Origin of the sequence: Corynebacterium renale (assembly GCF_002563965.1) — a bacterium.
Classification (GTDB): Bacteria; Actinomycetota; Actinomycetes; order Mycobacteriales; family Mycobacteriaceae; genus Corynebacterium; species Corynebacterium renale.
The window spans coordinates 269,738-291,441 of sequence record NZ_PDJF01000001.1 but is presented as its reverse complement, the minus strand read 5'-3'; the positions used below and the strand labels follow the sequence as shown (position 1 = coordinate 291,441).

29 protein-coding genes and 1 pseudogene are annotated in these 21,704 nt (G+C 57.9%); 25 read left to right on the top strand and 5 right to left on the bottom strand.

Annotated features, from left to right (window positions below; translation table 11 throughout):
* Positions 1 to 7 precede the first annotated feature (7 nt).
* Positions 8 to 817, top strand: coding sequence for a hypothetical protein (locus tag ATK06_RS01405; RefSeq protein ID WP_048379921.1), 810 nt, complete (start codon positions 8 to 10; stop codon positions 815 to 817).
* A gap of 3 nt (positions 818 to 820) precedes the next feature.
* Here the strand turns inward: ATK06_RS01405 and ATK06_RS01400 are convergent, their stop codons facing one another.
* From ATK06_RS01400 to ATK06_RS01390, 3 genes are all read right to left on the bottom strand, one after another.
* Complete coding sequence (locus tag ATK06_RS01400; protein ID WP_098388711.1) at positions 821 to 1,261, bottom strand: TM2 domain-containing protein; 441 nt, start codon at positions 1,259 to 1,261, stop codon at positions 821 to 823.
* Between the two features lie 153 nt (positions 1,262 to 1,414).
* Positions 1,415 to 2,122: a DUF981 family protein gene (locus ATK06_RS01395; protein ID WP_048379919.1), complete on the bottom strand. Its 708-nt coding sequence runs from the start codon at positions 2,120 to 2,122 to the stop codon at positions 1,415 to 1,417.
* Positions 2,123 to 2,128: 6 nt separating this feature from the next.
* Positions 2,129 to 2,380 (bottom strand): hypothetical protein, encoded by a 252-nt coding sequence (locus ATK06_RS01390; protein ID WP_098388710.1) that lies wholly within the window; start codon positions 2,378 to 2,380, stop codon positions 2,129 to 2,131.
* A gap of 423 nt (positions 2,381 to 2,803) precedes the next feature.
* Between ATK06_RS01390 and rplN the strand changes: the two genes are divergently transcribed.
* From rplN to ATK06_RS01360, 6 genes and pseudogenes are all read left to right on the top strand, one after another.
* Positions 2,804 to 3,172 (top strand): 50S ribosomal protein L14, encoded by a 369-nt coding sequence (rplN, locus tag ATK06_RS01385; RefSeq protein WP_048379911.1) that lies wholly within the window; start codon positions 2,804 to 2,806, stop codon positions 3,170 to 3,172.
* A 2-nt stretch (positions 3,173 to 3,174) separates the two neighbouring features.
* Positions 3,175 to 3,489: a 50S ribosomal protein L24 gene (rplX, locus tag ATK06_RS01380; protein ID WP_048379909.1), complete on the top strand. Its 315-nt coding sequence runs from the start codon at positions 3,175 to 3,177 to the stop codon at positions 3,487 to 3,489.
* Positions 3,489 to 4,073: a 50S ribosomal protein L5 gene (gene rplE / locus ATK06_RS01375; RefSeq protein ID WP_048379908.1), complete on the top strand. Its 585-nt coding sequence runs from the start codon at positions 3,489 to 3,491 to the stop codon at positions 4,071 to 4,073. Before rplX ends, rplE begins: the two co-directional genes overlap by 1 nt.
* Positions 4,074 to 4,264: 191 nt before the next feature.
* Positions 4,265 to 5,052 (top strand): annotated as a pseudogene (locus ATK06_RS11525) (formate/nitrite transporter family protein).
* 161 nt (positions 5,053 to 5,213) lie between these two features.
* Positions 5,214 to 5,912, top strand: a complete 699-nt coding sequence (locus tag ATK06_RS01365; protein ID WP_048379907.1) for a DUF2786 domain-containing protein — start codon at positions 5,214 to 5,216, stop codon at positions 5,910 to 5,912.
* 103 nt (positions 5,913 to 6,015) lie between these two features.
* Positions 6,016 to 6,519: a CAP domain-containing protein gene (locus ATK06_RS01360; protein WP_098388709.1), complete on the top strand. Its 504-nt coding sequence runs from the start codon at positions 6,016 to 6,018 to the stop codon at positions 6,517 to 6,519.
* Positions 6,520 to 6,608: 89 nt separating this feature from the next.
* Here the strand turns inward: ATK06_RS01360 and fdhD are convergent, their stop codons facing one another.
* Both fdhD and ATK06_RS11305 read right to left on the bottom strand, forming a co-directional pair.
* Entirely contained in the window at positions 6,609 to 7,445 is an 837-nt protein-coding gene (gene fdhD, locus ATK06_RS01355; protein ID WP_048379905.1) for a formate dehydrogenase accessory sulfurtransferase FdhD, read from the bottom strand.
* A 9-nt stretch (positions 7,446 to 7,454) separates the two neighbouring features.
* Positions 7,455 to 7,769, bottom strand: a complete 315-nt coding sequence (locus ATK06_RS11305) for a DUF6457 domain-containing protein (RefSeq protein ID WP_048380195.1) — start codon at positions 7,767 to 7,769, stop codon at positions 7,455 to 7,457.
* 268 nt (positions 7,770 to 8,037) lie between these two features.
* Between ATK06_RS11305 and rpsH the strand changes: the two genes are divergently transcribed.
* From rpsH to ATK06_RS01260, 18 genes are all read left to right on the top strand, one after another.
* Entirely contained in the window at positions 8,038 to 8,436 is a 399-nt protein-coding gene (rpsH, locus tag ATK06_RS01345) for a 30S ribosomal protein S8 (RefSeq protein ID WP_048379904.1), read from the top strand.
* Positions 8,437 to 8,454: 18 nt separating this feature from the next.
* Positions 8,455 to 8,991 carry a 50S ribosomal protein L6 gene (gene rplF, locus ATK06_RS01340; RefSeq protein ID WP_048379903.1) on the top strand — a complete coding sequence of 179 codons (537 nt, stop codon included), beginning with the start codon at positions 8,455 to 8,457 and terminating at the stop codon, positions 8,989 to 8,991.
* Positions 8,992 to 8,994: 3 nt separating this feature from the next.
* The gene (gene rplR / locus ATK06_RS01335; protein WP_098388708.1) at positions 8,995 to 9,399 is read left to right on the top strand and encodes a 50S ribosomal protein L18; all 405 of its coding nucleotides are present in this window, start codon (positions 8,995 to 8,997) and stop codon (positions 9,397 to 9,399) included.
* Positions 9,400 to 9,439: 40 nt separating this feature from the next.
* The gene (gene rpsE / locus ATK06_RS01330; RefSeq protein WP_048379899.1) at positions 9,440 to 10,066 is read left to right on the top strand and encodes a 30S ribosomal protein S5; all 627 of its coding nucleotides are present in this window, start codon (positions 9,440 to 9,442) and stop codon (positions 10,064 to 10,066) included.
* 2 nt (positions 10,067 to 10,068) lie between these two features.
* Complete coding sequence (rpmD, locus tag ATK06_RS01325) at positions 10,069 to 10,254, top strand: 50S ribosomal protein L30 (RefSeq protein ID WP_098388707.1); 186 nt, start codon at positions 10,069 to 10,071, stop codon at positions 10,252 to 10,254.
* 7 nt (positions 10,255 to 10,261) lie between these two features.
* Positions 10,262 to 10,714, top strand: coding sequence for a 50S ribosomal protein L15 (gene rplO / locus ATK06_RS01320; RefSeq protein ID WP_048379891.1), 453 nt, complete (start codon positions 10,262 to 10,264; stop codon positions 10,712 to 10,714).
* Between the two features lie 323 nt (positions 10,715 to 11,037).
* Positions 11,038 to 12,360, top strand: coding sequence for a preprotein translocase subunit SecY (secY, locus tag ATK06_RS01315; protein WP_048379888.1), 1,323 nt, complete (start codon positions 11,038 to 11,040; stop codon positions 12,358 to 12,360).
* The gene (locus tag ATK06_RS01310) at positions 12,360 to 12,905 is read left to right on the top strand and encodes an adenylate kinase (RefSeq protein WP_048379886.1); all 546 of its coding nucleotides are present in this window, start codon (positions 12,360 to 12,362) and stop codon (positions 12,903 to 12,905) included. The genes secY and ATK06_RS01310 overlap by 1 nt, the downstream gene beginning before the upstream one ends.
* 105 nt (positions 12,906 to 13,010) lie before the next feature.
* Positions 13,011 to 13,802, top strand: coding sequence for a type I methionyl aminopeptidase (map, locus tag ATK06_RS01305; RefSeq protein ID WP_048379885.1), 792 nt, complete (start codon positions 13,011 to 13,013; stop codon positions 13,800 to 13,802).
* A gap of 42 nt (positions 13,803 to 13,844) precedes the next feature.
* Positions 13,845 to 14,585 (top strand): L,D-transpeptidase, encoded by a 741-nt coding sequence (locus ATK06_RS01300; protein WP_048379882.1) that lies wholly within the window; start codon positions 13,845 to 13,847, stop codon positions 14,583 to 14,585.
* A gap of 216 nt (positions 14,586 to 14,801) precedes the next feature.
* Positions 14,802 to 15,020 carry a translation initiation factor IF-1 gene (infA, locus tag ATK06_RS01295; protein WP_048379880.1) on the top strand — a complete coding sequence of 73 codons (219 nt, stop codon included), beginning with the start codon at positions 14,802 to 14,804 and terminating at the stop codon, positions 15,018 to 15,020.
* Between the two features lie 216 nt (positions 15,021 to 15,236).
* Positions 15,237 to 15,605 carry a 30S ribosomal protein S13 gene (gene rpsM, locus ATK06_RS01290; RefSeq protein WP_048379878.1) on the top strand — a complete coding sequence of 123 codons (369 nt, stop codon included), beginning with the start codon at positions 15,237 to 15,239 and terminating at the stop codon, positions 15,603 to 15,605.
* A 3-nt stretch (positions 15,606 to 15,608) separates the two neighbouring features.
* Positions 15,609 to 16,013 (top strand): 30S ribosomal protein S11, encoded by a 405-nt coding sequence (rpsK, locus tag ATK06_RS01285; RefSeq protein WP_048379876.1) that lies wholly within the window; start codon positions 15,609 to 15,611, stop codon positions 16,011 to 16,013.
* A gap of 23 nt (positions 16,014 to 16,036) precedes the next feature.
* A complete protein-coding gene (gene rpsD, locus ATK06_RS01280; RefSeq protein WP_098388706.1) occupies positions 16,037 to 16,642 on the top strand; it encodes a 30S ribosomal protein S4 in 606 nt (201 codons plus the stop codon).
* A 96-nt stretch (positions 16,643 to 16,738) separates the two neighbouring features.
* Positions 16,739 to 17,761 (top strand): DNA-directed RNA polymerase subunit alpha, encoded by a 1,023-nt coding sequence (locus ATK06_RS01275; protein WP_098388705.1) that lies wholly within the window; start codon positions 16,739 to 16,741, stop codon positions 17,759 to 17,761.
* A 59-nt stretch (positions 17,762 to 17,820) separates the two neighbouring features.
* Positions 17,821 to 18,315, top strand: a complete 495-nt coding sequence (rplQ, locus tag ATK06_RS01270) for a 50S ribosomal protein L17 (RefSeq protein ID WP_048379871.1) — start codon at positions 17,821 to 17,823, stop codon at positions 18,313 to 18,315.
* Between the two features lie 81 nt (positions 18,316 to 18,396).
* Entirely contained in the window at positions 18,397 to 19,272 is an 876-nt protein-coding gene (truA, locus tag ATK06_RS01265) for a tRNA pseudouridine(38-40) synthase TruA (protein ID WP_048379869.1), read from the top strand.
* 51 nt (positions 19,273 to 19,323) lie between these two features.
* Positions 19,324 to 21,591, top strand: coding sequence for a DUF6541 family protein (locus ATK06_RS01260; RefSeq protein WP_143341369.1), 2,268 nt, complete (start codon positions 19,324 to 19,326; stop codon positions 21,589 to 21,591).
* Positions 21,592 to 21,704: the final 113 nt, after the last annotated feature.

Genomic DNA, 21,704 nt, shown 5'->3' with positions numbered 1-21,704 from the left:
TCCGGGCATGGACAGTGCAAGCTATCGGCAACAACTACGCGTCGCTGAGATTTGCCGCGCCTCAGGCGATACGGCCGGATGCGAGCGAGCACTGCACGCATTCCTGGATGGTGTTGTTCCCAACGCTGATGGCCACTATGCGCTGGGTAATAGGGACGTTTATACGGAGGTCGCCAACGGTTTCGTTGAGCTTATACGCCTGAGCTGGAAGCGCGACGATCTTCCAGGCGCCAGGGTAGCGGCGGTGAAAGCGACCGCTTTCTTTATGGGCAGGGGTGACCGTCTTGCGCGGGTCGCTAGGGCACTGCGGGGTGACCTGTTCGCGACAGTCGCCGATAACGTTCCAGGGCCGGGGATGAAGGCGCAGCTCTTCAGTGCCGCCGCGCGCGAGTATGGGGAAGCCAATAAATTAGCCCGCGCCGCTGATTGCCTTCTTGGGCAGGTGGCTGCTCTTAAGCACGAACGGCGCTACCACCAGGCTCACGAAGCCGCGCTTGGGGCCCGGGAACTGGCCCGGCAAGGCGACGATACGGTGTTGGAAACGTATGCGGTGTTCGAAATTTCGGAATTATTTCGCATTGGGGGCGATAGTGCGGCTGCGCAAGGGGTAATCGCCCAGTTTCTGGACCGCTCCTATAACCCCAAGGCTAACGACGATGTGTTGCGCGCTCGCGCTCAGCTGACCGAGACACTGATGCGGCGTTTTGAGGAAACCAAAAATTATCACGCCGCCGGTGTGGCACGAAAAGATGCTGCGGAATTGTTCCGCAGCATCGGGGAGTTTGGGGAAGCAGCGCGCCTACAGGGGCGCATGTAGGCGTTATTTGATGGGTAGTCCTCGGGCATCAGAAGTGTAGATGCTGGTACCAAGCAGGATGCACGCGAAGTCAACTAGTGCCCAGACGCCGACAGCGAAAAGGATGAACAGTCCGATGATGAAAATCGACGTCACGAACCCAATGCCAAACATGATGAGCTGGGTTTTGCCGCGATCATTGAAGCCCAGGTAGAAGTTATGCAGTCCTAGAGGGCCAAGGAAAAGCGCGAGCAGTGCAGCCACGACCTTGGACTTGGGCTCGACTGGGAGTCCATTAACGTTGTATGCAGGCTGCTGGGGTAGGTAGTGCGCGGGTACGTTAGCCTGCTGCGCTTGTTGCGGTTGCTGGAGGAATTGCTGGTACTGGTGTCTCGGCTGCTGGGGTTCGGGGGTGTCGAATGGGTTGTTGTACAGGTATTCTTCGGAATTGTTCGGGTTCGACATGCTTCTCCCACGTGTTTCGGTAATAAAGATTTAGCTGGCACACCGTGCGTGCATTGTTCTTATAGTAGCGCACTACGCGGGGCGGACAAGGGCGCACGGGTGCTGAGGTAAAAAGACGCCCTACCAGCCGGTAGGGCGTCGATAAGCAACTTTTTAGAGCGTCGGGTGCATGACGTCAGGGTTGCTAAATGGCCATGGGAAGAAGCCCACGTGGCCGTAGAACAGGGTGAGGCCCAGGACGGTCCACATCATGCCGATGAACCAGGTGATGCAGATGAAGATCGTGCGTACCTTCTTGTTCGTCAGCGCGAATGGGGAGAGCATTGCTGCGACACCAGTGCCGACGTACATGGTGAAGACCATGAGTGGCTCGATGAGCTGGCCCTCCAAGAGGCGGGCGATAGGTTCGACGGCTGGCGGGCGCCACTGGCCGAAGTGCATGCCAGCGATGCCGAAGAAGATAAGGCCGATGCCACCGGCTGCTGCCACGTACAGGATTGGGCGCAGGGTAGCTACTAAATCGAACTCGCGGATGCCGCGGTCGGCACGGTCTTCACCACGCAGAATCGCTAGGCCGGCGATGAAGGTGATGATGCCGTAGAACGCTGCTGGCTCGCCGAAGGTGACGTTATCTACCGCGCAGCAGAAGACGCCTTCGATTTGCTCGAGTGGCCAGGTCAGGGTCATGTGCATACCGGTGATGCCCAGGAATGCGCCCAAGAAGATGAATGCCCAGGCGAAGCCGCTCAGCGTACGGCCGTGGCGTGCGAGGGCTGCACGCAGAAAGATGGGTACCAACACCATGATGATGCCCACGACGAGGCCCATGGTGGTGTTGTAGGTAATACCTTGCATCAACATAAGCGGTTACACCCTCTCTTCCAACAGTGCTTGACGGATAGAGATGAGGGCGATTGCACCGCCGCCGGCGAGAACCCAGACGAGGGCGCCGAGGTCTTCACCGGTGGCGCCGTCTACTGCTACCCACAGGATGGCACCGAGGATGATGCCGGCAATGATCACAACAAAAGTCTGTTTGATGCACAGATCTGCCCATTTTGCGATCTTTGGCTCAATCTCACCGTACTTTGCTGTGTCAAGAGCTTCGTTCGTAGTCATACGTGTCTTTCTCTCAACAAGTGGTGTGCTTCAGCGCACCTGCAGGTGTGTGGAAGCACTATAGGAAAATTCCCCAACCCAAAGTCCAGGGAACTATCAGGACAATTTAAGGTGGGATACCCTCACAATACTGCCGTACTGTAAAAATGCAAGCACACCCATTTGGTTTACCCTATACGGGGGTAGGCGGCCGCTAGTCTAGGCGTGCTTATCGACGCCCTCCCGGCCGAAATGCAGGTTTGTATTTCGCGACCTGGTGTGGTTTAATGTTCGAGTTGTCTGCCGTGACCGGCGCACATTAGCGGTGCTTTTCCGAGCCGCCCAATGCGCCACCAGGGTTTATGGCAGTGACTTTGTACGTTTAAGACCACGTGCGTGGAGGCCGGAAATCTCGCGCACATGTAACCAGGTCAGGAGACCCTAGTGATTCAGCAGGAATCGCGTCTCAAGGTCGCCGACAACACCGGTGCACGTGAAATTCTGTGCATCCGTGTCCTCGGCGGATCTGTTCGACGCTTCGCTGGCATTGGTGACGTCATCGTCGCCACCGTTAAGGATGCAGCTCCCGGCGGCAACGTTAAGCAGGGCGACATCGTCCGCGCTGTCGTTGTTCGCGCGAAGAAGGAAACCCGTCGCCCAGACGGTTCCTACATCTCCTTCGACGAGAACGCTGCAGTTCTTATCCGCCCAGACAACGAGCCACGTGGTACCCGTATCTTCGGCCCAGTTGCTCGTGAACTGCGCGATAAGAAGTTCATGAAGATTGTTTCCCTCGCACCGGAGGTGATTTAAGTATGAAGATCCTCAAGGGCGATATGGTCCAGGTAATCTCTGGCCCCGACAAGGGCGCACAGGGCAAGGTAATCCAGGCTTTCCCAAAGACCAACAAGGTTTTGGTAGAAGGCGTGAACCGCATCAAGAAGCACGTTGCTGACCCAACCCAGGAGCGCGGCGCAGATTCCTCCGGAATCGTCACCCAGGAAGCTCCGATCCACGTCTCCAACGTTATGGTGCTGGACTCTGATGGTAACCCGACACGCGTCGGTTACCGCTTCGACGAGAACGGCAAGAAGGTCCGCATCTCGCGTCGTAACGGGAAGGACATCTAATGGCTGAGAACTACACCCCTCGTCTGAAGCAGCAGTACCGCGAAGAAATTCGCCAGAAGCTTGCTGACAAGTACAACTACGAGAACGTCATGCAGATCCCTGGTCTGACCAAGATTGTGGTCAACATGGGTGTCGGCGACGCTGCTCGTGATTCCAAGGTCATCAACGGCGCTATCGAGGACCTGACCGCTATCACCGGCCAGAAGCCACAGCTGCGTCGCGCAAAGAAGTCCATTGCAAACTTCAAGCTGCGCGAAGGCATGCCGATCGGCGCAAAGGTCACCCTCCGTGGCGACCGCATGTGGGAGTTCCTGGACCGTCTGCTGACGATCGCTCTGCCACGTATTCGTGACTTCCGCGGCCTCTCCGATCAGCAGTTCGACGGCCACGGCAACTACACCTTCGGCCTCACCGAACAGACCATGTTCTACGAGATCGACGTCGACAAGATCGACCGCCCACGTGGTATGGACATCACCGTCGTCACCACCGCTGGCACCAACGAAGAGGGTGCATCCCTCCTTCGTCTGCTCGGCTTCCCATTCAAGGATGGCGAAGGCAAGCGCCAGGCAGTAGAAGCATAAGCTGCTTGTACCACTTCCGGCCCCACGTGGGCCGGATTTTTTATGCTTGACGACGCCCTTCCGGCAGGGAGACGTCGTCAAGCAACAGTAGTACGCGCGTACTAAATTCATTTTAAGCGTGCATAATAGTAAGTTCTTAAAGGTGGCATTTTAAGTCATAACACTGTGCGCATAGAAAGGTCCCGAGCACAATGTCTCTTAATGGCTTCGCCAAAGCGGCGGTTGATAAAAAAGTCGATCTCTTCGAACACGATTTTTGGCGCTTTGCCGGGCGCTCCACCCTCGCGGGCGCGTTCCTGACCCTCGGCGGTGCCTGGGGCATGGTTTTCGGCAACGTTGTTGAACAGCACGTCGCGGGCATGGGCTCCATTGTGTTCGCGTTGCTCTTCGGGCTTGGTCTGTTCTCGATTATCATCCTGAATACTGACCTTGCGACCGGCAACATGATGTACATGACCTACGGTTCCGTGAACAAGTGGGTTGGCTGGGGCAAGGCATTCTGCTGCTGCTGGTCTGCACGATCTTCAACCTTGTGGGCGCTCTGCTCATCGCCGCAGCCCTGGGTGTCTCCGCGAAGCTGGGCAATATTGATACCTCCCACCTCGCATTCACGCTTGCAGAAGGCAAGCTGAACAAGACTCCGGGCGTGCAGTTCACCGAGGCAATTGTTGCTAACTTTGTCGTGAACATGGCAGTCGTCGGTGCAGTGCTGTGCAAGGAAATCGTGTCCAAGTTCTTTGTCATCGTCCCGATCATCGGCATCTTCGTGGGACTTGGCCTTGAGCACGTTATCGCCAACTTCGGCGTCTTCGGTATCGCTGCATTCGGCCTGGGCAACCTGTCCACCGACCCGCTGACACTCGGCCCAATCCTGGCCAACTGGGCAATTGTTTGGGTTGGCAACTGGGTCGGCGGTGGCCTGCTCATCGGCGGCGTGTACGCATGGCTCAACCGCGGCCGCGAAAAGTACCGCGACTAATTACGCACCCCTTTTCCCGCTGCGCCAAGTTATCCACAGGCGTTGCGGGAATTTTGTGTTTTCGGGGTAGTTATACACAGCGCAAAAGATTGTGCTTTCCGACGCCACCCTCTCCTTGGAATACTGGTATTCACATGGCACGAAACTCACTCGGAGGGGATATGCACGCTAACGATAAAATTAAAAGCCGCGTTCAAAAACTGCTCAACCAGGCCGCGGACCGGGAAGGCACCCCGGAGGGGGACATCTTCTATGAGAAAGCCTTCGCACTCATGGCACAGTACGGGCTCGAAGCTAGCCAACTGGGGGATGAGCGCGAAGACGAAGGGATTCTTCGGCTGGAATTCAGCGGAACGTACACGGACATGCAAGCACGCCTAGCCACGGCTCTAGCTAAGGTGCTGCACTGTGTGTGCTTTGTGAATTCCTTACCGCGCAGCACACGGGTCTATGAAATTACAATTTTCGGCGCCGCCCACCACCGGGGCCGTGTGGAAATGTTGTTCCATATGCTCAACCTCACTATGGCCGGTGGCGCCGCACGTATTTCGGGGCCGCGGGCAGTATCGCGCAAACGCAGTTACATGCTGGGGTTCATCCACGCCGTGACCGATAAAATCCGGGACGCGGAAAACGCCGTCATGGAGCACAACCATGGGTACGGGACACTGGTCATCGACCACCGGTCCGAGGCCGTACGTTCGTTGGATAAGTACTTGGAGAGCAGAGGGTTACGGCTTGCGTCCCGGAAATCGAATAACACCGTAGACCCCGACGCTTACGATTCGGGGGCAGACGCCGGGCGCAACAGTGATCTCGGGCAGACGCGCCTCCAGGGGCGCAGAGCGCTCGCGGGCTAAAACTGTACGTGTGTCAGGGGAGGGCATCGTATTCCTATTTTGGCCAGCAAACGCTATTGTTGCTCAAGGAACTCAAGTAGACCTTAGGCAGAGAGGGAATCGTATGCCTCCCCAGTTGATTAATCAGCTTCTTTCCATCCTTGTCCTCATACTGACGCTCATCGGCGGAGGCTTCGCGATCGGCAATGGCGGCGAAGGTTCCTCGATCGCCCCAGGCGGAACAGCATCAAGCAGCCATAAGGTGACGCAGAAGGAGCTATTCGACGCCACCAACCGGTACCGCGTCCAACACGGTGTGCAGCCTCTAGCCGCAAGTCCTGCTCTCGACGATGTGGCACAGGATTGGGCCGAGACAATGGCACGTACCGGAGATTTTAAGCACCGCTCGAATCTGTCTGCTGTGTACCCTGCGGGTATGAGGGGCGCAGGTGAAAACATCTTGTCCGTGCCACATTCTGACACCGCAGAGCAGATGGTGCAGGCATGGTCGCGCTCCCCAGGGCACCGAGCAAATATGGTGAACACACACTACACACACTTGGGCATTGGCGTCGCACAGAATTCTCAAGGCCAGTACTACCTTGTCCAGAACTTTGGCACTAAATAACTAAGGTTGAGCGGTGAAAGCGCCGCGCCACAGAATAAGGCTCCGGGCCTCAGTATGGAGGTTCGGAGCCTTGTGTTCATTGTCGGTACTTAACGGCCGTTACCGGTTAGGGAACCGGAATACAGGTTGAACCGATTGTCACGGGTAAACCCAGTCAGCGTCATCCCAGATTCACGGGCAAGCTCCACGGCGAGCGACGACGCCGCACTCACCGCTACAAGCGCAGGGAACCCAGCCATTACGGCTTTCTGCACGAGTTCGAATGAAGCCCGGGAACTCATTACCAGGATGAGGTCTTCCGCAGGGAGCAGGTTTTCCTGCAAGAGATGGCCAATAACTTTATCGGCAGCATTATGCCGTCCGATGTCCTCCCGGACGACGACAGCTTCGCCGTGTCGGGTAAAAGCGCCGGCTGCGTGGATGCCACCTGTGCGTCGAAAAGCTTTTTGATGGGTGGCGAGCTTCTCGGGGAGCGACATGATGAGCTCTGGGGACAAGTCCATCGGGGAAATAGGGCGCGCGGCCTTATCAAGGACCTGGCTGATGCTTGTGGAACCGCATACGCCACACGCAGACGTGGTGACCACGTTGCGGATGAACTCGGGTTTGACCGGGGTGTGATCAACCATGTCGACATCGATGACGTTGTAGGTATTCATGCCGTCCGGGCCTGTGCCGGCGCAGTACCGGGCTTCCATGACATCGTCGGCGAACCGGATGAGGCCTTCACTGTGGAGGAAGCCGTGAACGAGTTCGATGTCGTCGCCAGGTGTGCGCATTGTTGTGCTCAGCGTGGATCCGTTCACGCGAATCTCTAAAGGCTCCTCGCCGGCTACGGTGTCGCCGCGAGTGTCGGTGGTCAGGCTGCCGTCGGCCTCACGCGTGAATTTGGTGACGGCATACCGCGGGTTAATGCGTGAAGACACAAAGGCCCTTTACTTGTCTTCAGTGCCGGTAGGGTTATCAGCCATAAACCGCTCAACCAATGCGACAATTTGGCCGACCTTAGCCTCCGCATCGCCGGCTACAGTCTCAGCCTGTTCCGCGGATACCTCGGTATCGCGACCGGCTGCCAAACCGACAAGGAACGCCGTCAATGGTGCGGAGGGGCGGGACGGCCCGTGCGCAATATCGCGCGTCATATTAAGCAGGGGTTTAATAACTGGACGCAGCATTTCAAAGTCCAGATCAAGTTCGGTACACGCTGCCTTGAGCCACTGGTGTGCGGATTGCATATCTTTATCAGCCATGCCGCACACTATACGCGGGCCGAAATATTTGTGTTCTAGCAGCATTTCTACTAGTGTTGACGCGCACCCTTTATGCGGGTGCACAGAACTTTATACATCCTACTTTGTTGTAGGCCCCCCGCCGCATGGCGAACCATATATATGGAAGGCAGCGAGCACCCCGGCTATTGAGCTTCGGGGGAGCGCAAGTCGCCCGTAAAAGTATGGATAACACGCTTAATCGGTGGGCATAGGGAACCGCAACGAGAAAGGCACAAGGTCACTACTTATGACCATGACTGATCCAATCGCCGACATGCTGTCGCGCGTGCGCAACGCAAACCACGCGCACCACGACACCGTGTCGATGCCATCCTCCAAGATCAAGGCAAACATTGCTGAAATCTTGAAGCAGGAAGGTTACATCGCGAATTACACCGTTGAGGACGCACAGGTCGGCAAGAAGCTGTCCATCGAACTCAAGTACAGCCCATCCCGCGAGCGCGCCATCGCTGGTCTGCGTCGCGTGTCCAAGCCGGGCCTGCGTGTGTACGCAAAGTCCAACGAACTGCCGTCGGTTCTCGGTGGCCTGGGTGTGGCAATCATCTCCACTTCCCAGGGTCTGCTGACCGACCGTCAGGCGAGCGAGAAGGGCGTAGGCGGGGAAGTCCTCGCTTACGTCTGGTAAAGGAAGGAGTGCTTAACTATGTCTCGTATTGGTAAGGCTCCTATCGCTATCCCGTCGAACGTCACCCCAACCATCGACGGCCAGCACGTCGAGGTCAAGGGCCCAAAGGGCACCCTGTCCTTCGACCTTCCTGAGCCAATCACCGCTGCAATCGAAGGCGACGAAATCGTCGTCTCCCGTCCAGATGAGAACCGCAAGAGCCGTTCCCTGCACGGTCTGTCCCGCTCGATGATCAACAACCTGGTTGTTGGCGTCACCGAGGGCTACAAGATCAACATGGAAATCTTCGGTGTTGGTTACCGTGTAGCACAGAAGGGCAAGAACCTGGAGTTCTCCCTCGGCTACTCGCACCCAGTTCTGGTGGAAGCACCAGAGGGCATCACCTTCGCGGTCGACGGCACCACGAAGCTTTCGGTTGAAGGTATTGACAAGCAGTTGGTCGGACAGATTGCTGCAAACATCCGTCGTCTGCGGAAGGACGATCCTTACAAGGGTAAGGGCATCCGCTACGAGGGTGAGCAGGTCCGTCGCAAGGTCGGAAAGACGGGTAAGTAAACCATGAGCAATACAGCAGAACAACAGAAGCGCACCCCGGTCGGGCAGGACATTTCTGCACGCCGTCGCGCAGCACGCGTTCGCCGTCATGCTCGCGTTCGCAAGACGCTGCGTGGCACCCCAGAGGCACCACGCTTGGTCGTGCACCGTTCCTCGCGCCACATGTACGCGCAGGTTATCGACGACTCCCGTGGCCACACCCTGGTCGCTGCTTCCACCATGGAACCAGAGGTTCGCAAGGTAGAGGGCGACAAGAAGGCCAAGAGCGCAGCAGTGGGCAAGCTCATTGCAGAGCGCGCTAAGGAAGCTGGCGTGGAGAAGGTTGTCTTCGACCGCGGTGGCTACAAGTACCATGGCCGCATCGCCGCTCTGGCTGATGCTGCCCGTGAAGGTGGGTTGAACTTCTAATGTCCACCATCATGACCAACATCAACGGAAGGATCGCGTAATGCCGGGACGTGAACGGCGTGACGGCGGACGCTCCGCCGACAACAACCAGAATCAGCGCAACGAGCGCCGCGGTGGTCGCAACAACGATCGTCGCAACCAGAACGACGACCGCGATAAGTACATCGAGCGCGTCATCTCCATTAACCGTGTCGCTAAGACCGTTAAGGGTGGCCGCAACATGTCCTTCACCGCACTCGTCGTCGTCGGTGACGGCCAGGGCCTGGTAGGCGTTGGCTACGGCAAGGCTAAGGAAGTTCCTGCCGCAATCCAGAAGGGCTCCGAGGAAGCACGCAAGAGCTTCTTCCGCGTCCCGATGATCAACGGCACCATCACCCACCCAGTTATCGGTGAAGCTGCTGCAGGCCGCGTCCTGCTGAAGCCAGCTGCGCCAGGTACTGGTGTTATCGCTGGTGGCGCAGTTCGTCCAGTGCTTGAGTGCGCTGGTGTCCAGGACGTTCTTTCCAAGTCCCTGGGCTCCGACAACGCTCTGAACGTTGTCCACGCAACTGTCGCTGGTCTGAAGGAACTGGTTCGTCCTGAGGAAGTTGCCGCTAAGCGCGGTAAGTCGATCGAGGACGTTGCTCCAGCCCGCATGCTCCGTGCACGCGCAGGACAGGAGGCATAATCATGGCTTTGAAGATTACACAGGTACGTGGCCTCGTAGGCACCAAGCCTTCGCAGCGTAAGAACATTGAGGCGCTGGGCCTGAAGCGTATCCATCACTCCGTGATCAAGCCAGACAACGCTGCTGTTCGCGGCCAGATCCAGATGGTTGCCCACCTGGTTACTGTCGAAGAAGTAGCAGGGGAGTAGGTACAACATGAGCGATTTGATTAAGCTCCACGATCTGCGTCCATCCAAGGGCGCTAACAAGCCAAAGCACCGCGTTGGCCGCGGTGAAGCTGGCAAGGGTGGCAAGACTGCAGGCCGCGGTACCAAGGGTACGAAGGCTCGCAAGAATGTCTCCGCAGCATTCGAAGGTGGCCAGATGCCACTGCACATGCGTCTGCCAAAGCTCAAGGGCTTCAAGAACCCGAACAAGGTTGTCTTCCAGGTCGTCAACGTTGGCGATCTTGCAAAGGCATTCCCACAGGGTGGCGACGTCACCGTTGCAGACATCGTTGCTAAGGGCCTGGTCCGCGCTAACCAGCCGGTCAAGGTTCTCGGCGAGGGCGAAATTTCTGTTGCCCTTAACGTCACCGCAACGAAGTTCTCCAAGTCCGCAGCTGAAAAGATTGCTGCCGCTGGTGGTTCCACCACTGAGGCAAAGTAATCTGCGGTTAGCGTAGAGAACAGCTGATCCCCAACCTCCGGGTTGGGGATTTTTTATGCTTTTCAGCGTCCTTCCGGCCTGCCAAGTGGACGTCGAAAAGCAATGCACATAATATGCAGGCTCTTTACCTTAAAAAACGCTGTGAAACTAAGGTTCAGGTGTGCAATTCAGAGCCTAACTGGTAGGCTTTAAAGGTCAAACGTGCCTGGATTGTATTGTTCGGGCGCAGACCGTTCATTTGATTAGAGCCTTCTCTGCCTCAACGCCAGGTCACATTACTGACTGGGCGTTGCATTGTGCTGTGGGGAGGTCCAGGAGGATTCGTGTCGGCTATAGCCCAGGCTTTCAAAGATGCCGATCTTCGGAAGAAGATTCTCTTCACCATCGCGATGATTATCCTGTACCGAATTGGTGCACAGATTCCCACGCCTGGTGTTGACTACGCATCGATTAGCAGCCGCCTTGATCAGCTAACGCAGGGTGACAGCAGCGTCTATTCGTTGATTAACCTTTTCTCCGGCGGAGCGTTGCTGCAGCTGTCGGTGTTCGCAATCGGTATCATGCCGTACATTACGGCCTCGATTATCGTCCAGCTTCTGACAGTTGTTATCCCTCGTTTTGAGGAGCTGAAGAAGGAAGGGCAGTCCGGCCAGTCCAAGATGATGCAGTACACCCGCTACCTCACCGTGGCGTTGGCGCTCCTGCAATCCTCGGGCATCGTGGCGTTGGCTGCCCGCGAGCAGCTTCTCGGCCAAGGCGTCCCAGTCCTTGTGGAAGACCGTAACCTGTGGACACTGATCATGATGGTTGTCGTCATGACTTCCGGTGCTGTGCTGATTATGTGGTTGGGCGAGCTCATCACGGAGAAGGGCATCGGTAACGGCATGTCTCTTCTCATCTTCGCCGGTATCGCAACTCGCATTCCCTCAGAGGGTGCGCAGATTTTGCAGTCGCAGGGCGGCCTGGTCTTTGCCGTCGTCGTGGCAGCGGTCGTGATTCTGGTTGTTGGTGTGGTCTTTGTTGAGCAGGGCCAGCGCCGCATTCCTGTCCAGTACGCGAAGCGCATGGTTGGTCGCCGTCAGTACGGTGGCTCCTCGACGTACCTCCCACTGAAGGTCAACCAGGCCGGTGTTATCCCCGTGATCTTCGCTTCTTCGCTGATCTACATGCCGGTCCTGATCACTCAGATCGTGAACTCCAGTAATCCGGTACCGCCGGACAACTGGTGGACCCGCAACGTGGTTGCTCACCTACAGAACCCTGCGTCGTGGCAGTACATTGTCCTGTACTTCGCACTGATCATTTTCTTCTCCTTCTTCTACGTCTCGATTCAGTACGATCCGAAGGATCAGGCGGAGAACATGAAGAAGTTTGGCGGCTTCATCCCTGGTATCCGCCCAGGTCGCCCAACTGCAGAATACTTGGGTTACGTCATGAACCGCCTGCTGTTCGTCGGTGCGCTGTACTTGGGTATCATCGCGATTCTGCCGAACCTCGCCATGGACATGGGCCTTGGCGGCCAGGGGTCGAATATGTCCGGCTTCGGCGGTACGGCTATCCTGATTTTGGTATCTGTAGCATTGACTACCGTCAAGCAAATCGAATCTCAGCTCCTGCAGAGCAACTACGAAGGGTTGTTGAAATAATGCGTTTAGTACTTCTAGGTCCTCCCGGTGCCGGCAAAGGCACCCAGGCAGCCCTGCTCTCCGAGAAGCTCGGCGTACCGCACATCTCCACCGGTGACCTGTTTCGCGCGAACATCGGCGAAGGCACCCCGCTCGGTGTAGAGGCAAAAAGCTACATTGACGCCGGCAAGCTGGTACCAACCGACGTCACCGCACGCATGGTGGAAGACCGCCTGGCTCAGGAAGATGCCGCTGACGGCTTCCTCCTCGACGGTTTCCCACGCACCGTGGAGCAGGCTGAAATCCTCAAGGAGATGCTCGCCAAGCATGATCAGAAACTCGACGGCGTCTTGAATTTCTCCGTTGACGAGGACACCGTCGTCGAGCGTATGCTCGCTCGCGGTCGCGCAGACGACAACGAGGACACCATCCGCACCCGTCTGCAGGTGTACCGCGATGAGACTGCCCCCGTGATCGATCACTACGGCGACGCAATCATCACCATCGACGCTGTTGGTGAGATCGAGGAAATCAACCAGCGCGCACTCAAGGCACTGCAGGCTTAGTACTCCGTCTTGTGTAACCGTCGGGCCAATCAGGCTCGACGGTTTTTTCATGCCTTGACGAGGGTGGCCGGAGGGACGTCGATAAGCGGGGTAGCATGAGACATTATGATTTTTAAATCACGCAAAAAAATTGCTGCAAAAACCCCAGCCGAACTCGACGCGATGCAAGAAGCCGGCGAAATCGTAGGCAAGGCGCTGCAAGCAGTGAAGGCTGCAGCGAAACCTGGAATGACAACACTTGACCTCGACGCTATCGCCGAGCAGGTCATCCGCGACGCGGGCGCAACCCCAACATTTCTGGGCTACCAAGGATTCCCCGGCAGCATTTGCGCCAGCGTCAACGAGGTGATCGTCCACGGTATCCCTTCCAAAGACATCGTTCTCAAAGACGGCGACCTCGTCAGCATTGACTGTGGCGCAACCTACAACGGGTGGGTAGGGGACTCCGCGTGGAGCTTCGGTATCGGCGAACTCGCGCCCGAGGTGCAGGCGCTGAACCAAGCCACCGAATACGTGCTCATGGAAGGCATGAAGGCTATGATTCCTGGCAACCGCCTCACCGATGTATCGCACGCCCTAGAACAAGCGACATACAAGGCTGAAGACAAATTTGGGGTCGACCTCGGCATCGTTGACGGATACGGGGGACACGGCATCGGACACACGATGCACGAAGACCCGTACCTAGCTAACGAAGGCCAGCCCGGCAAGGGCCCGCTCATCCAGGAAGGCAGTGTCCTCGCCATCGAACCGATGCTCACCCTCGGCACCTGGGACAATGAGGTGCTTGACGACGACTGGACCGTCATCACCACGGACGGATCCTGGGCCGCGCACTGGGAACACACAGTGGCCGCAACCGCCAAGGGCCCACGAATTTTAACCCCTCGCTACTAGGCAAAAACCCATTAAACGACGGTTCGTTATATACTGCCACCTATGATTAATCACCTGAAGCGCGCTGGCGTCGCCACGCTGGCAGCATGTGCGCTCGCACTCCCAGCAGCGCCGCACGCCACTGCGGCACCGGCAATGTCCTCCGCAGTATCCGTAGGCAGCCTGTCGTCCCAGAACGATATTGAGGCAGCCTTCCGTGGAATCGAAGCTGGTGCACGAGACGCAGCATGGAATGTGCGCAACCAACTCCACGCGGTAGCAAATACTTTGCCGGACAATGGCACACGCCAGGCCGTCAAGGATGCTGTCGACGCAACCGCTAACGCGCTCTTCCCGGGTATCGTCGCTGAGCGCACTCCCGCTCCGGCGCCCGCGCCTGCACCGACAATTGAGGTTCCGGAAAACGCCGCTCCTGCCAACCCAGTTGCGGGTTCCCCGTGCCCACCATCCGCGCGCGTGTGCGTAGACTTGGCCGGCGACCGAACCTGGTTGCAGCGTGACGGAAAAGTTGAGTACGGTCCCGTAACCATGTCCCACGGGGCACCATCGCCGAATACGGAAACGCCGAAAGGTACGTTCCCGGTAAACCGTAAGGTACGCCACGAGGTATCGCGCGAATTCAACAACGCACCGATGCCGTACGCAATTTACTTCACCTACAACGGCCACGCTTTCCACCAAGGCACGTACGTTCCGTCCCACGGTTGCATCCGGATGGCACAACAGGATGCTGCGCACTACTTTGACAACGTCAATCTTGGTGACCAGGTCTTCATCTATTAAGGACAGTGCGTAGCCCTCCGGTAGAGGGGCGCACGTTCGTAGAGGCAAGCGGCTGCTGCACGTTCACTACGTCCAGCAGTCGCTTCCTTGCGTATTTACCTGGGGATACGCTAATATGGCTAGGCGGTGTACACGTATGCCTTCAAGGTTGCGTTCACACCGCTATCTACCAGTGGTTTTACAAGGCGCACACAGTGTGCCGGGAATGTGGAGGATATGGCTAAGGAAGGCGCTATTGAGGTTGAGGGTCGCGTTGTCGAACCCCTCCCCAACGCAATGTTCAAGGTCGAACTCGATAATGGGCACCAAGTTCTTGCTCACATCAGTGGCAAGATGCGCCAGCACTACATCCGTATCCTGCCGGAAGACCGGGTTGTCGTGGAGCTTTCTCCATACGACCTGACCCGCGGCCGCATTACCTACCGCCACAAGTAAATTATTCGCCTCCCCGCTCTTCGGCTAGGCGTATGCACACGCTTGATTCATTCACGTGTGCATTTCTTACGCTGAAGTCCGCACAAACCTCCGGCCACGGTGGCTGGAGCCTCACGAAGCACGACCCACAGTCCGGGAGACCGACCGGATAAAGCGTCGGGTGGTGAGGACGAACGGGGAGAAAACCACCGTAACAACCGGAAAGGTACTTGCCCTATGGCACGTCTAGCTGGTGTTGACCTTCCGCGCAACAAGCGCATGGAGGTCGCACTTACATACATTTACGGCATCGGCCCAGCCCGTGCTGCCAAGCTGCTCGAGGAGACCGGCATCTCTCCCGACCTGCGCACCGATGATCTGACAGACGAGAACATCTCTGCTCTGCGTGACGTCATCGAAGCTTCCTGGAAGGTTGAGGGTGACCTCCGCCGCCAGGTTCAGGCTGACATCCGTCGCAAGATTGAAATCGGAAGCTACCAGGGCCTGCGCCACCGTCGTGGCCTGCCAGTCCGTGGTCAGCGCACCAAGACCAACGCTCGTACCCGCAAGGGTCCTAAGAAGACGATCGCCGGAAAGAAGAAGTAATACATGCCTCCGAAGACTCGCTCTGGCGCACGCCGCACTGGTCGCCGCGTCGCCAAGAAGAATGTGGCTCAGGGCCACGCATACATCAAGTCCACCTTCAACAACACCATCGTGTCCATCACCGCGCCTAACGGCGATGTGATTTCCTGGGCTTCCTCAGGTCACGTTGGCTTCAAGGGCTCCCGTAAGTCCACCCCGTTCGCTGCTCAGCTGGCTGCTGAAAACGCTGCTCGCAAGGCAATGGATCACGGTATGAAGAAGGTCGACGTTTTCGTTAAGGGCCCAGGTTCGGGCCGCGAAACTGCAATCCGCTCCCTCCAGGCCGCAGGCCTTGAGGTGAACTCCATCTCGGATGTCACGCCGCACCCATTCAACGGCTGCCGTCCGGCGAAGCGTCGTCGCGTCTAATAGGGAAAGGAAAGGTAATTTAAATGGCTCGTTATACCGGCCCAATCACCCGTAAGTCCCGCCGACTGCGCGTCGACCTCGTTGGTGGAGATCAGTCCTTCGAGCGCCGCCCGTACCCTCCGGGACAGGCTGGCCGCAACCGTATCCGTGAGTCGGAATACCTGCTCCAGCTGCAGGAGAAGCAGAAGGCTCGCTTCACCTATGGCGTCATGGAAAAGCAGTTCCGTCGCTACTACCAGGAGGCGAACCGCCTGCCAGGTAAGACCGGTGACAACCTGGTTATCCTGCTGGAGTCCCGCCTGGACAACGTCGTTTACCGCGCAGGTCTGGCACGCACCCGTCGCCAGGCTCGTCAGCTGGTCTCCCACGGCCACTTCACGGTCAACGGCAAGAACATTGACGTCCCGTCGTTCCAGGTTTCCCAGTACGACATCATCGACGTCAAGGATCGCTCCCGGAAGATAATCTGGTTCGAAGAGGCTCAGGAGAACCTGGGCGACGCAGTCATCCCAGCATGGCTGCAGGTCGTTCCTAACACCCTGCGCATCCTTGTTCACCAGCTGCCAGAGCGCGCTCAGATCGACATTCCGATCCAAGAGCAGCTCATCGTCGAGTTCTACTCGAAGTAATTTCTTCCGCTGTTCGGCTCCGGCCGGACGCAAGATTTACGAATTATTCCCATTCCCTCAACAGGCATCATATAGCGGTTGCCAAAGGAGAATCCCATGCTTATTTCCCAGCGCCCCGAGATCAGCGAAGAGTACATCGACGAGGCTCGCTCCCGGTTCGTTATCGAACCTCTGGAGCCAGGCTTCGGCTACACTCTTGGCAACTCGCTGCGTCGCACCCTGCTGTCTTCCATTCCTGGAGCGGCTGTGACCAGCGTAAAGATCGATGGTGTACTGCACGAGTTCACCACCATTGCTGGTGTGAAGGAAGATGTTTCCGACATCATCTTGAACATCAAGTCCTTGGTCTTGTCCTCTGACTCCGACGAGCCAGTGGTCATGTACCTGTCCAAGGAGGGCCCGGGCGAGGTTACCGCAGGTGACATTCAGCCACCAGCAGGCGTGGAGATCCATAACCCGGATCTGCACATCGCAAGCCTCAATGAGCAGGGTCGCCTCGAGATCGAGATGGTTGTGGAACGTGGCCGTGGCTACGTCCCAGCCGCAACGAACTCCGGCGGAGAAATTGGCCGCATTCCAGTCGACCAGATTTACTCCCCAGTTCTCAAGGTGAGCTACAAGGTTGAAACTACTCGTGTCGAGCAGCGTACCGACTTTGACAAGCTCATCCTCGATGTCGAGACCAAGAACTCCATTACCGCACGCGACGCCATGGCGTCCGCAGGTAAGACTCTGGTAGAGCTCTTCGGCCTGGCCCGTGAGCTCAACACCGCAGCAGAGGGAATTGAGATCGGACCGTCCCCAGAGGATTCCGAGGCAATCGCGGCATACTCCATGCCGATTGAGGACCTCAACTTCTCTGTGCGCTCGTACAACTGCCTGAAGCGTCAGGAAATCCACACCGTGGGTGAACTGGCCGAATGCAGCGAAACCGATCTGCTAGACATCCGCAACTTTGGTGAGAAGTCCATCAACGAAGTCAAGATCAAGCTGGCTAGCTTGGGCCTGACCCTGAAGGACGCTCCTGAAGACTTTGACCCCACCCAGCTGGAAGGCTACGACGAAGCCACCGGCGATTACGTGGACAATGACGCGGATGATGCGGAAGATTCCGAGTAATCACAATTACTGACGCGTAGCACAACCGATCATCACCAAAATTTCACGAGGAGTTCCTAATGCCAACCCCTAAGAAGGGCGCTCGCCTCGGCGGTTCCGCGCAGCACCAGCGGAAGATTCTTTCCAACCTGGCTGCACAGCTGTTCGAGCACGGCGCAATCAAGACCACCCACGCCAAGGCAAAGGTCCTGCGTCCATACGCAGAAAAGCTGATTACCAAGGCTAAGAAGGGTGGACTCCACAACATCCGCCTCGTTCAGGCTGAACTGAACAACAAGGACGTTGTATCCTACCTGTTCAACGAACTGGCACCGAAGTTCGAAGGCCGCGATGGCGGTTACACCCGCATCATCAAGCTGGAGAACCGTGCTGGCGACAACGCCCCAGTATCCCAGATCTCTCTGGTCCTGGAGCCAACCGCTTCCACCGAGGCAGAGCGCGCAACCCGCGCAGCTGCTTCCAAGAAGGCTGAAGAAGCTAAGGCAGAAGAAGCTGAAGAAGCACAGGCTGAAGAAGCTGAAGCTCCTGCAGAGGACGCTGCTGAAGAGAAGTAAACTTCTCAGCTAGCAGACCCGGAGACCCGCCCAGGGGCTCCGGGTTTTCTTTATGCCTGCCTTCCCCATACTCTATGCACCATGACTGAAGAACCCACCGGAGATCGCGTTCGCCTCCGGTTCGATATTGCTTACGACGGCACCGACTTCCACGGTTGGGCTCGTCAGAAAGATCCCGCCTTACGCACTGTCCAAGCCGTTATTGAAGATGCCCTCACCCTCGTGGCACGTGAACCTATCCACTTGACTGTCGCGGGGCGCACGGACGCCGGCGTGCACGCCCTGGGCCAGGTTGCCCATTGTGATTTCCCACGACCGGCGTTGGAGCAGCGTAGTCTTTCCGGTGACCCCGGTCGTCTGGTGCGGCGTCTAGCGAAACTGTTGGATCCCGATGTGTCGATCCGTTCGGTGGCTATTGCACCCGATGGTTTTGATGCCCGATTTTCGGCATTATCCCGCGAATACGTGTACCGCGTGACCACTCATCCCGCGGGTCCTCTGCCACAGCGAGTCCGTGATACAGCGCAGTGGGGACGCCCGGTGGACCTGGAACTGATGCAAGCTACCGCAGATGTCCTCGTCGGGCTGCATGATTTCGCCGCGTTCTGCCGTGCGAAACCGCACGCCACGACGATCCGTGATCTCCACCAATTTAGGTGGCGCGACGTGTCCACGTCTGCTGAGCCACAGGTATACGAAGCAACAGTGGTGGCAGACGCGTTCTGTTGGAACATGGTGCGCTCCCTCGTTGGCTGTTGTCTGACAGTCGGCCAGGGCAAGAAGACCCTCGAGTTCCCGGAGGCCATGCTTTCAGAGAAGGCCCGGCACCCGGAGGTTCCCTTAGCGCCTGCATGCGGGCTGACTTTGGTGCGGGCGGTGTACCCGGATGAGCAGAGGCTGCAGGAACGCGCAGAAATGACTCGGGCGCGCCGTGAGCTGCCGGATGGGCGTCGATAAGCGAGCGTGGATACCGCACCACCTTGAGCGGAACGGTTATATTCTTATCCCATGGATATAGTGAGCGCGACTTTCTACACTCTGGCTGTGATCAGCGTCCCGGGTTTTGTTGTGTCGTTGCTCACGGGGGTGGGTTTTGGCTGGTCACTGGTGGCTAGCATCCCCGTCACTTTCGGGATCTATGGTCTGTGCGCGTGGGCGGCAGGCGAAATGGGGGTGGAGTACCAGTCCGCGTTGGTCCCGGCGCTGATTGTGAGCGTGGTTGTCGCTACCGCCTGGGGGATTGGCGTGCACTGGCAGCGGATCAAGGGAAATTGGGAATCGCTGCGCACCAAAGACTACGACTCGGTGCAGGCTGCTTTGCGACGCCACTGGCAACCCCGGGTTATCGTTCCTGCGATAGGTGTCGTGGCCGGTGCATGGACCTTAGTTGCCCGGGGTTTCCGGCAACTTGAAGAAACCCCCGGCGGATTGGACAACATCTTTCAGGGCTGGGACGTGCAGTGGCACGCAAACGTTGTCCGGTGGATTGTGGAAGAAGGGGTCGCGTCCCCAACGAAGATGGGCGCGCTGCAGTTTATCGAGTCGCAGGAGCACCTGTATTACCCGAGCGCGTGGCATGCCGCGGCGGCCCTGCTGCCAGAGGTGACAAGCATGAGCACGATCGCTGCGACAAACGCCATGGGTTTGGTAGTGCCAGCAATCGGCTTTCCGCTTACCGCCGCGGTTGTGGCGTGGAAGATCGTGGGCAACCGGGGGCTCACGGCGCAGATCGCAGCTGCGCTCGCGGGCGTGATGGTTTTTGCTTCACCGGTGTTGTTCTGGATCGGGCACTACGTAGGGGCATGGCCGTATGTGGCGGCGATGTCCCTGGTTGGTCCCGTTATTGGCCTCTTCATGCGGGTGCCGTTCGCGCCAGCATCAGCGTTCGTTGCCGCGCTGTCGATGGCTGGCGTGGTGCAACTGCACCCCGCGCCCATCACGGTCGTTGTCCTTGTTGTGGCGCTGTGGTGGCTGTTGTATCAAGTGTGGCGTCCCGCGGTCCCCGGCTGGAAGGGACGGCTGCGTGATCTGTGCTGGCTGGCCGGAACCGGCATCGTGGGTGTGGTCATCCTTATCCCACAGTTGTTCTCGGGCTCCTCGGCGACGGAGGAAGTGGCCTCCTTTACCGCCTTCGAGGATGTGTCCCGCTCGGAGTCGTGGTGGCAGGCAATCCGAATGGAAACGCGACACGTGGACGAGTTCGGCCAGATCGCCGTGGAATGGATCCTCATCGCGGCAGTGGTTGGCGCGGTTGCCGTACTGGTGTGGCGGGGCAATGCGTGGGCGCTCGCGTTTACGGGCCTGTCCATCGCGTTAACGGCGCACTCCTTCCGGCCTTTTGAGACCGCTGTTGGTGACCTACTTACGGCCATCACGTCCTTGCATTACAACACGGGGCACCGGCTGATCATGCCGGTGGCGCTATTCGTTTTTGCGTTCGCCGCGATTGGGGTCTCGGTGGTGATTCGCCTTATTACTTTGGGCCCGTGGCAGAAGGTGGCGGCGTTTTCCACGCCCGCGTCACTTATCGTGGCGACGGCTGCCGGGTGGGGTGCGTGGGCCGCGTACTCACAGCAGACCAAGGACGGCGAAGAGTGGGCGATCCAGTCCGCGCGCACGGATGGGCGGATGGTTTCCCAGGCAGATTTGAAGGCGTGGGATTGGTTAGCCCGGCAGCCTCATGCGTACGAGGGCTACATTGCCGGCGAACCAGCCGATGGTATGGGGTGGATGTACGCCTACAACGGGTTGCCGTCGCTCTTCCGCCACTATTACTGGCCGCTGCCGAAGGAATCGTCGAACACCGACCTGTTGTTCTGGCGCCCGAACGTCCTCGGCCACGGTGATCATGGTGATCCGATGGCAGAAAATGCTGTCGACGCTGCTGCACGTAACCAGAATGTCCACTTCTTCTACACGTCGCCACCAAATTTCTGGGATTTCCAACGCCCATCCTGGCCCCTGCTTGAAGGCCTGTGGACTAGCCCTGGCGTCACCCTTGTATACGCCGACGGCGACATCCACATCTGGGCTATCAACTCCGCCTTCACCGATAAAGAAATTGCGGCGATGCGCGCATCTGCGCCACACTCCTTACCACCAGCGCTGAGCGAACAATACGCTTCCCAACTGGGCGAAGATCAGCGCTACCACCGGCCGACCACCAAGTTCGAGGAGCGGCCAGACAATTTGGTGCTTCTCGACGACACGACCTCCGGCGGCGTCCTCAGCGACGAAGCCCAACGCCGCGGCCTGGGAATCCCGACTCCCCACTGACGCGGCACTGACACGGTGCTGCACAGCGGGCCTAGCCGGGGGAGTTCGTGTGCTGTAAAGTATGAGCCTAGATGTCGCGGCGGGGGTCGCGGCCACACGTAAAACAACTATTT

Excerpts from the sequence above, each read along its gene's own strand:
- ATK06_RS01390 (WP_098388710.1), bottom strand. The coding sequence starts at position 2,380 with ATGACTACGAACGAAGCTCTTGACACAGCAAAGTACGGTGAGATTGAG.
- rplE (WP_048379908.1), top strand. The coding sequence starts at position 3,489 with ATGGCTGAGAACTACACCCCTCGTCTGAAGCAGCAGTACCGCGAAGAA.
- ATK06_RS01360 (WP_098388709.1), top strand. The coding sequence starts at position 6,016 with ATGCCTCCCCAGTTGATTAATCAGCTTCTTTCCATCCTTGTCCTCATA.
- map (WP_048379885.1), top strand. The coding sequence starts at position 13,011 with ATGATTTTTAAATCACGCAAAAAAATTGCTGCAAAAACCCCAGCCGAA.
- rplX (WP_048379909.1), top strand. The coding sequence starts at position 3,175 with ATGAAGATCCTCAAGGGCGATATGGTCCAGGTAATCTCTGGCCCCGAC.
- ATK06_RS01300 (WP_048379882.1), top strand. The coding sequence starts at position 13,845 with ATGATTAATCACCTGAAGCGCGCTGGCGTCGCCACGCTGGCAGCATGT.
- rpsK (WP_048379876.1), top strand. The coding sequence starts at position 15,609 with ATGCCTCCGAAGACTCGCTCTGGCGCACGCCGCACTGGTCGCCGCGTC.
- ATK06_RS01395 (WP_048379919.1), bottom strand. The coding sequence starts at position 2,122 with ATGTTGATGCAAGGTATTACCTACAACACCACCATGGGCCTCGTCGTG.
- ATK06_RS01275 (WP_098388705.1), top strand. The coding sequence starts at position 16,739 with ATGCTTATTTCCCAGCGCCCCGAGATCAGCGAAGAGTACATCGACGAG.
- rplF (WP_048379903.1), top strand. The coding sequence starts at position 8,455 with ATGTCTCGTATTGGTAAGGCTCCTATCGCTATCCCGTCGAACGTCACC.
- ATK06_RS01310 (WP_048379886.1), top strand. The coding sequence starts at position 12,360 with ATGCGTTTAGTACTTCTAGGTCCTCCCGGTGCCGGCAAAGGCACCCAG.
- rpsD (WP_098388706.1), top strand. The coding sequence starts at position 16,037 with ATGGCTCGTTATACCGGCCCAATCACCCGTAAGTCCCGCCGACTGCGC.
- rpsM (WP_048379878.1), top strand. The coding sequence starts at position 15,237 with ATGGCACGTCTAGCTGGTGTTGACCTTCCGCGCAACAAGCGCATGGAG.
- ATK06_RS01400 (WP_098388711.1), bottom strand. The coding sequence starts at position 1,261 with ATGTCGAACCCGAACAATTCCGAAGAATACCTGTACAACAACCCATTC.
- ATK06_RS01260 (WP_143341369.1), top strand. The coding sequence starts at position 19,324 with ATGGATATAGTGAGCGCGACTTTCTACACTCTGGCTGTGATCAGCGTC.
- rpsH (WP_048379904.1), top strand. The coding sequence starts at position 8,038 with ATGACCATGACTGATCCAATCGCCGACATGCTGTCGCGCGTGCGCAAC.
- ATK06_RS11305 (WP_048380195.1), bottom strand. The coding sequence starts at position 7,769 with ATGGCTGATAAAGATATGCAATCCGCACACCAGTGGCTCAAGGCAGCG.
- ATK06_RS01405 (WP_048379921.1), top strand. The coding sequence starts at position 8 with ATGGACAGTGCAAGCTATCGGCAACAACTACGCGTCGCTGAGATTTGC.
- infA (WP_048379880.1), top strand. The coding sequence starts at position 14,802 with ATGGCTAAGGAAGGCGCTATTGAGGTTGAGGGTCGCGTTGTCGAACCC.
- rplQ (WP_048379871.1), top strand. The coding sequence starts at position 17,821 with ATGCCAACCCCTAAGAAGGGCGCTCGCCTCGGCGGTTCCGCGCAGCAC.
- rplR (WP_098388708.1), top strand. The coding sequence starts at position 8,995 with ATGAGCAATACAGCAGAACAACAGAAGCGCACCCCGGTCGGGCAGGAC.
- rplO (WP_048379891.1), top strand. The coding sequence starts at position 10,262 with ATGAGCGATTTGATTAAGCTCCACGATCTGCGTCCATCCAAGGGCGCT.
- truA (WP_048379869.1), top strand. The coding sequence starts at position 18,397 with ATGACTGAAGAACCCACCGGAGATCGCGTTCGCCTCCGGTTCGATATT.
- rpsE (WP_048379899.1), top strand. The coding sequence starts at position 9,440 with ATGCCGGGACGTGAACGGCGTGACGGCGGACGCTCCGCCGACAACAAC.
- rpmD (WP_098388707.1), top strand. The coding sequence starts at position 10,069 with ATGGCTTTGAAGATTACACAGGTACGTGGCCTCGTAGGCACCAAGCCT.
- ATK06_RS01365 (WP_048379907.1), top strand. The coding sequence starts at position 5,214 with ATGCACGCTAACGATAAAATTAAAAGCCGCGTTCAAAAACTGCTCAAC.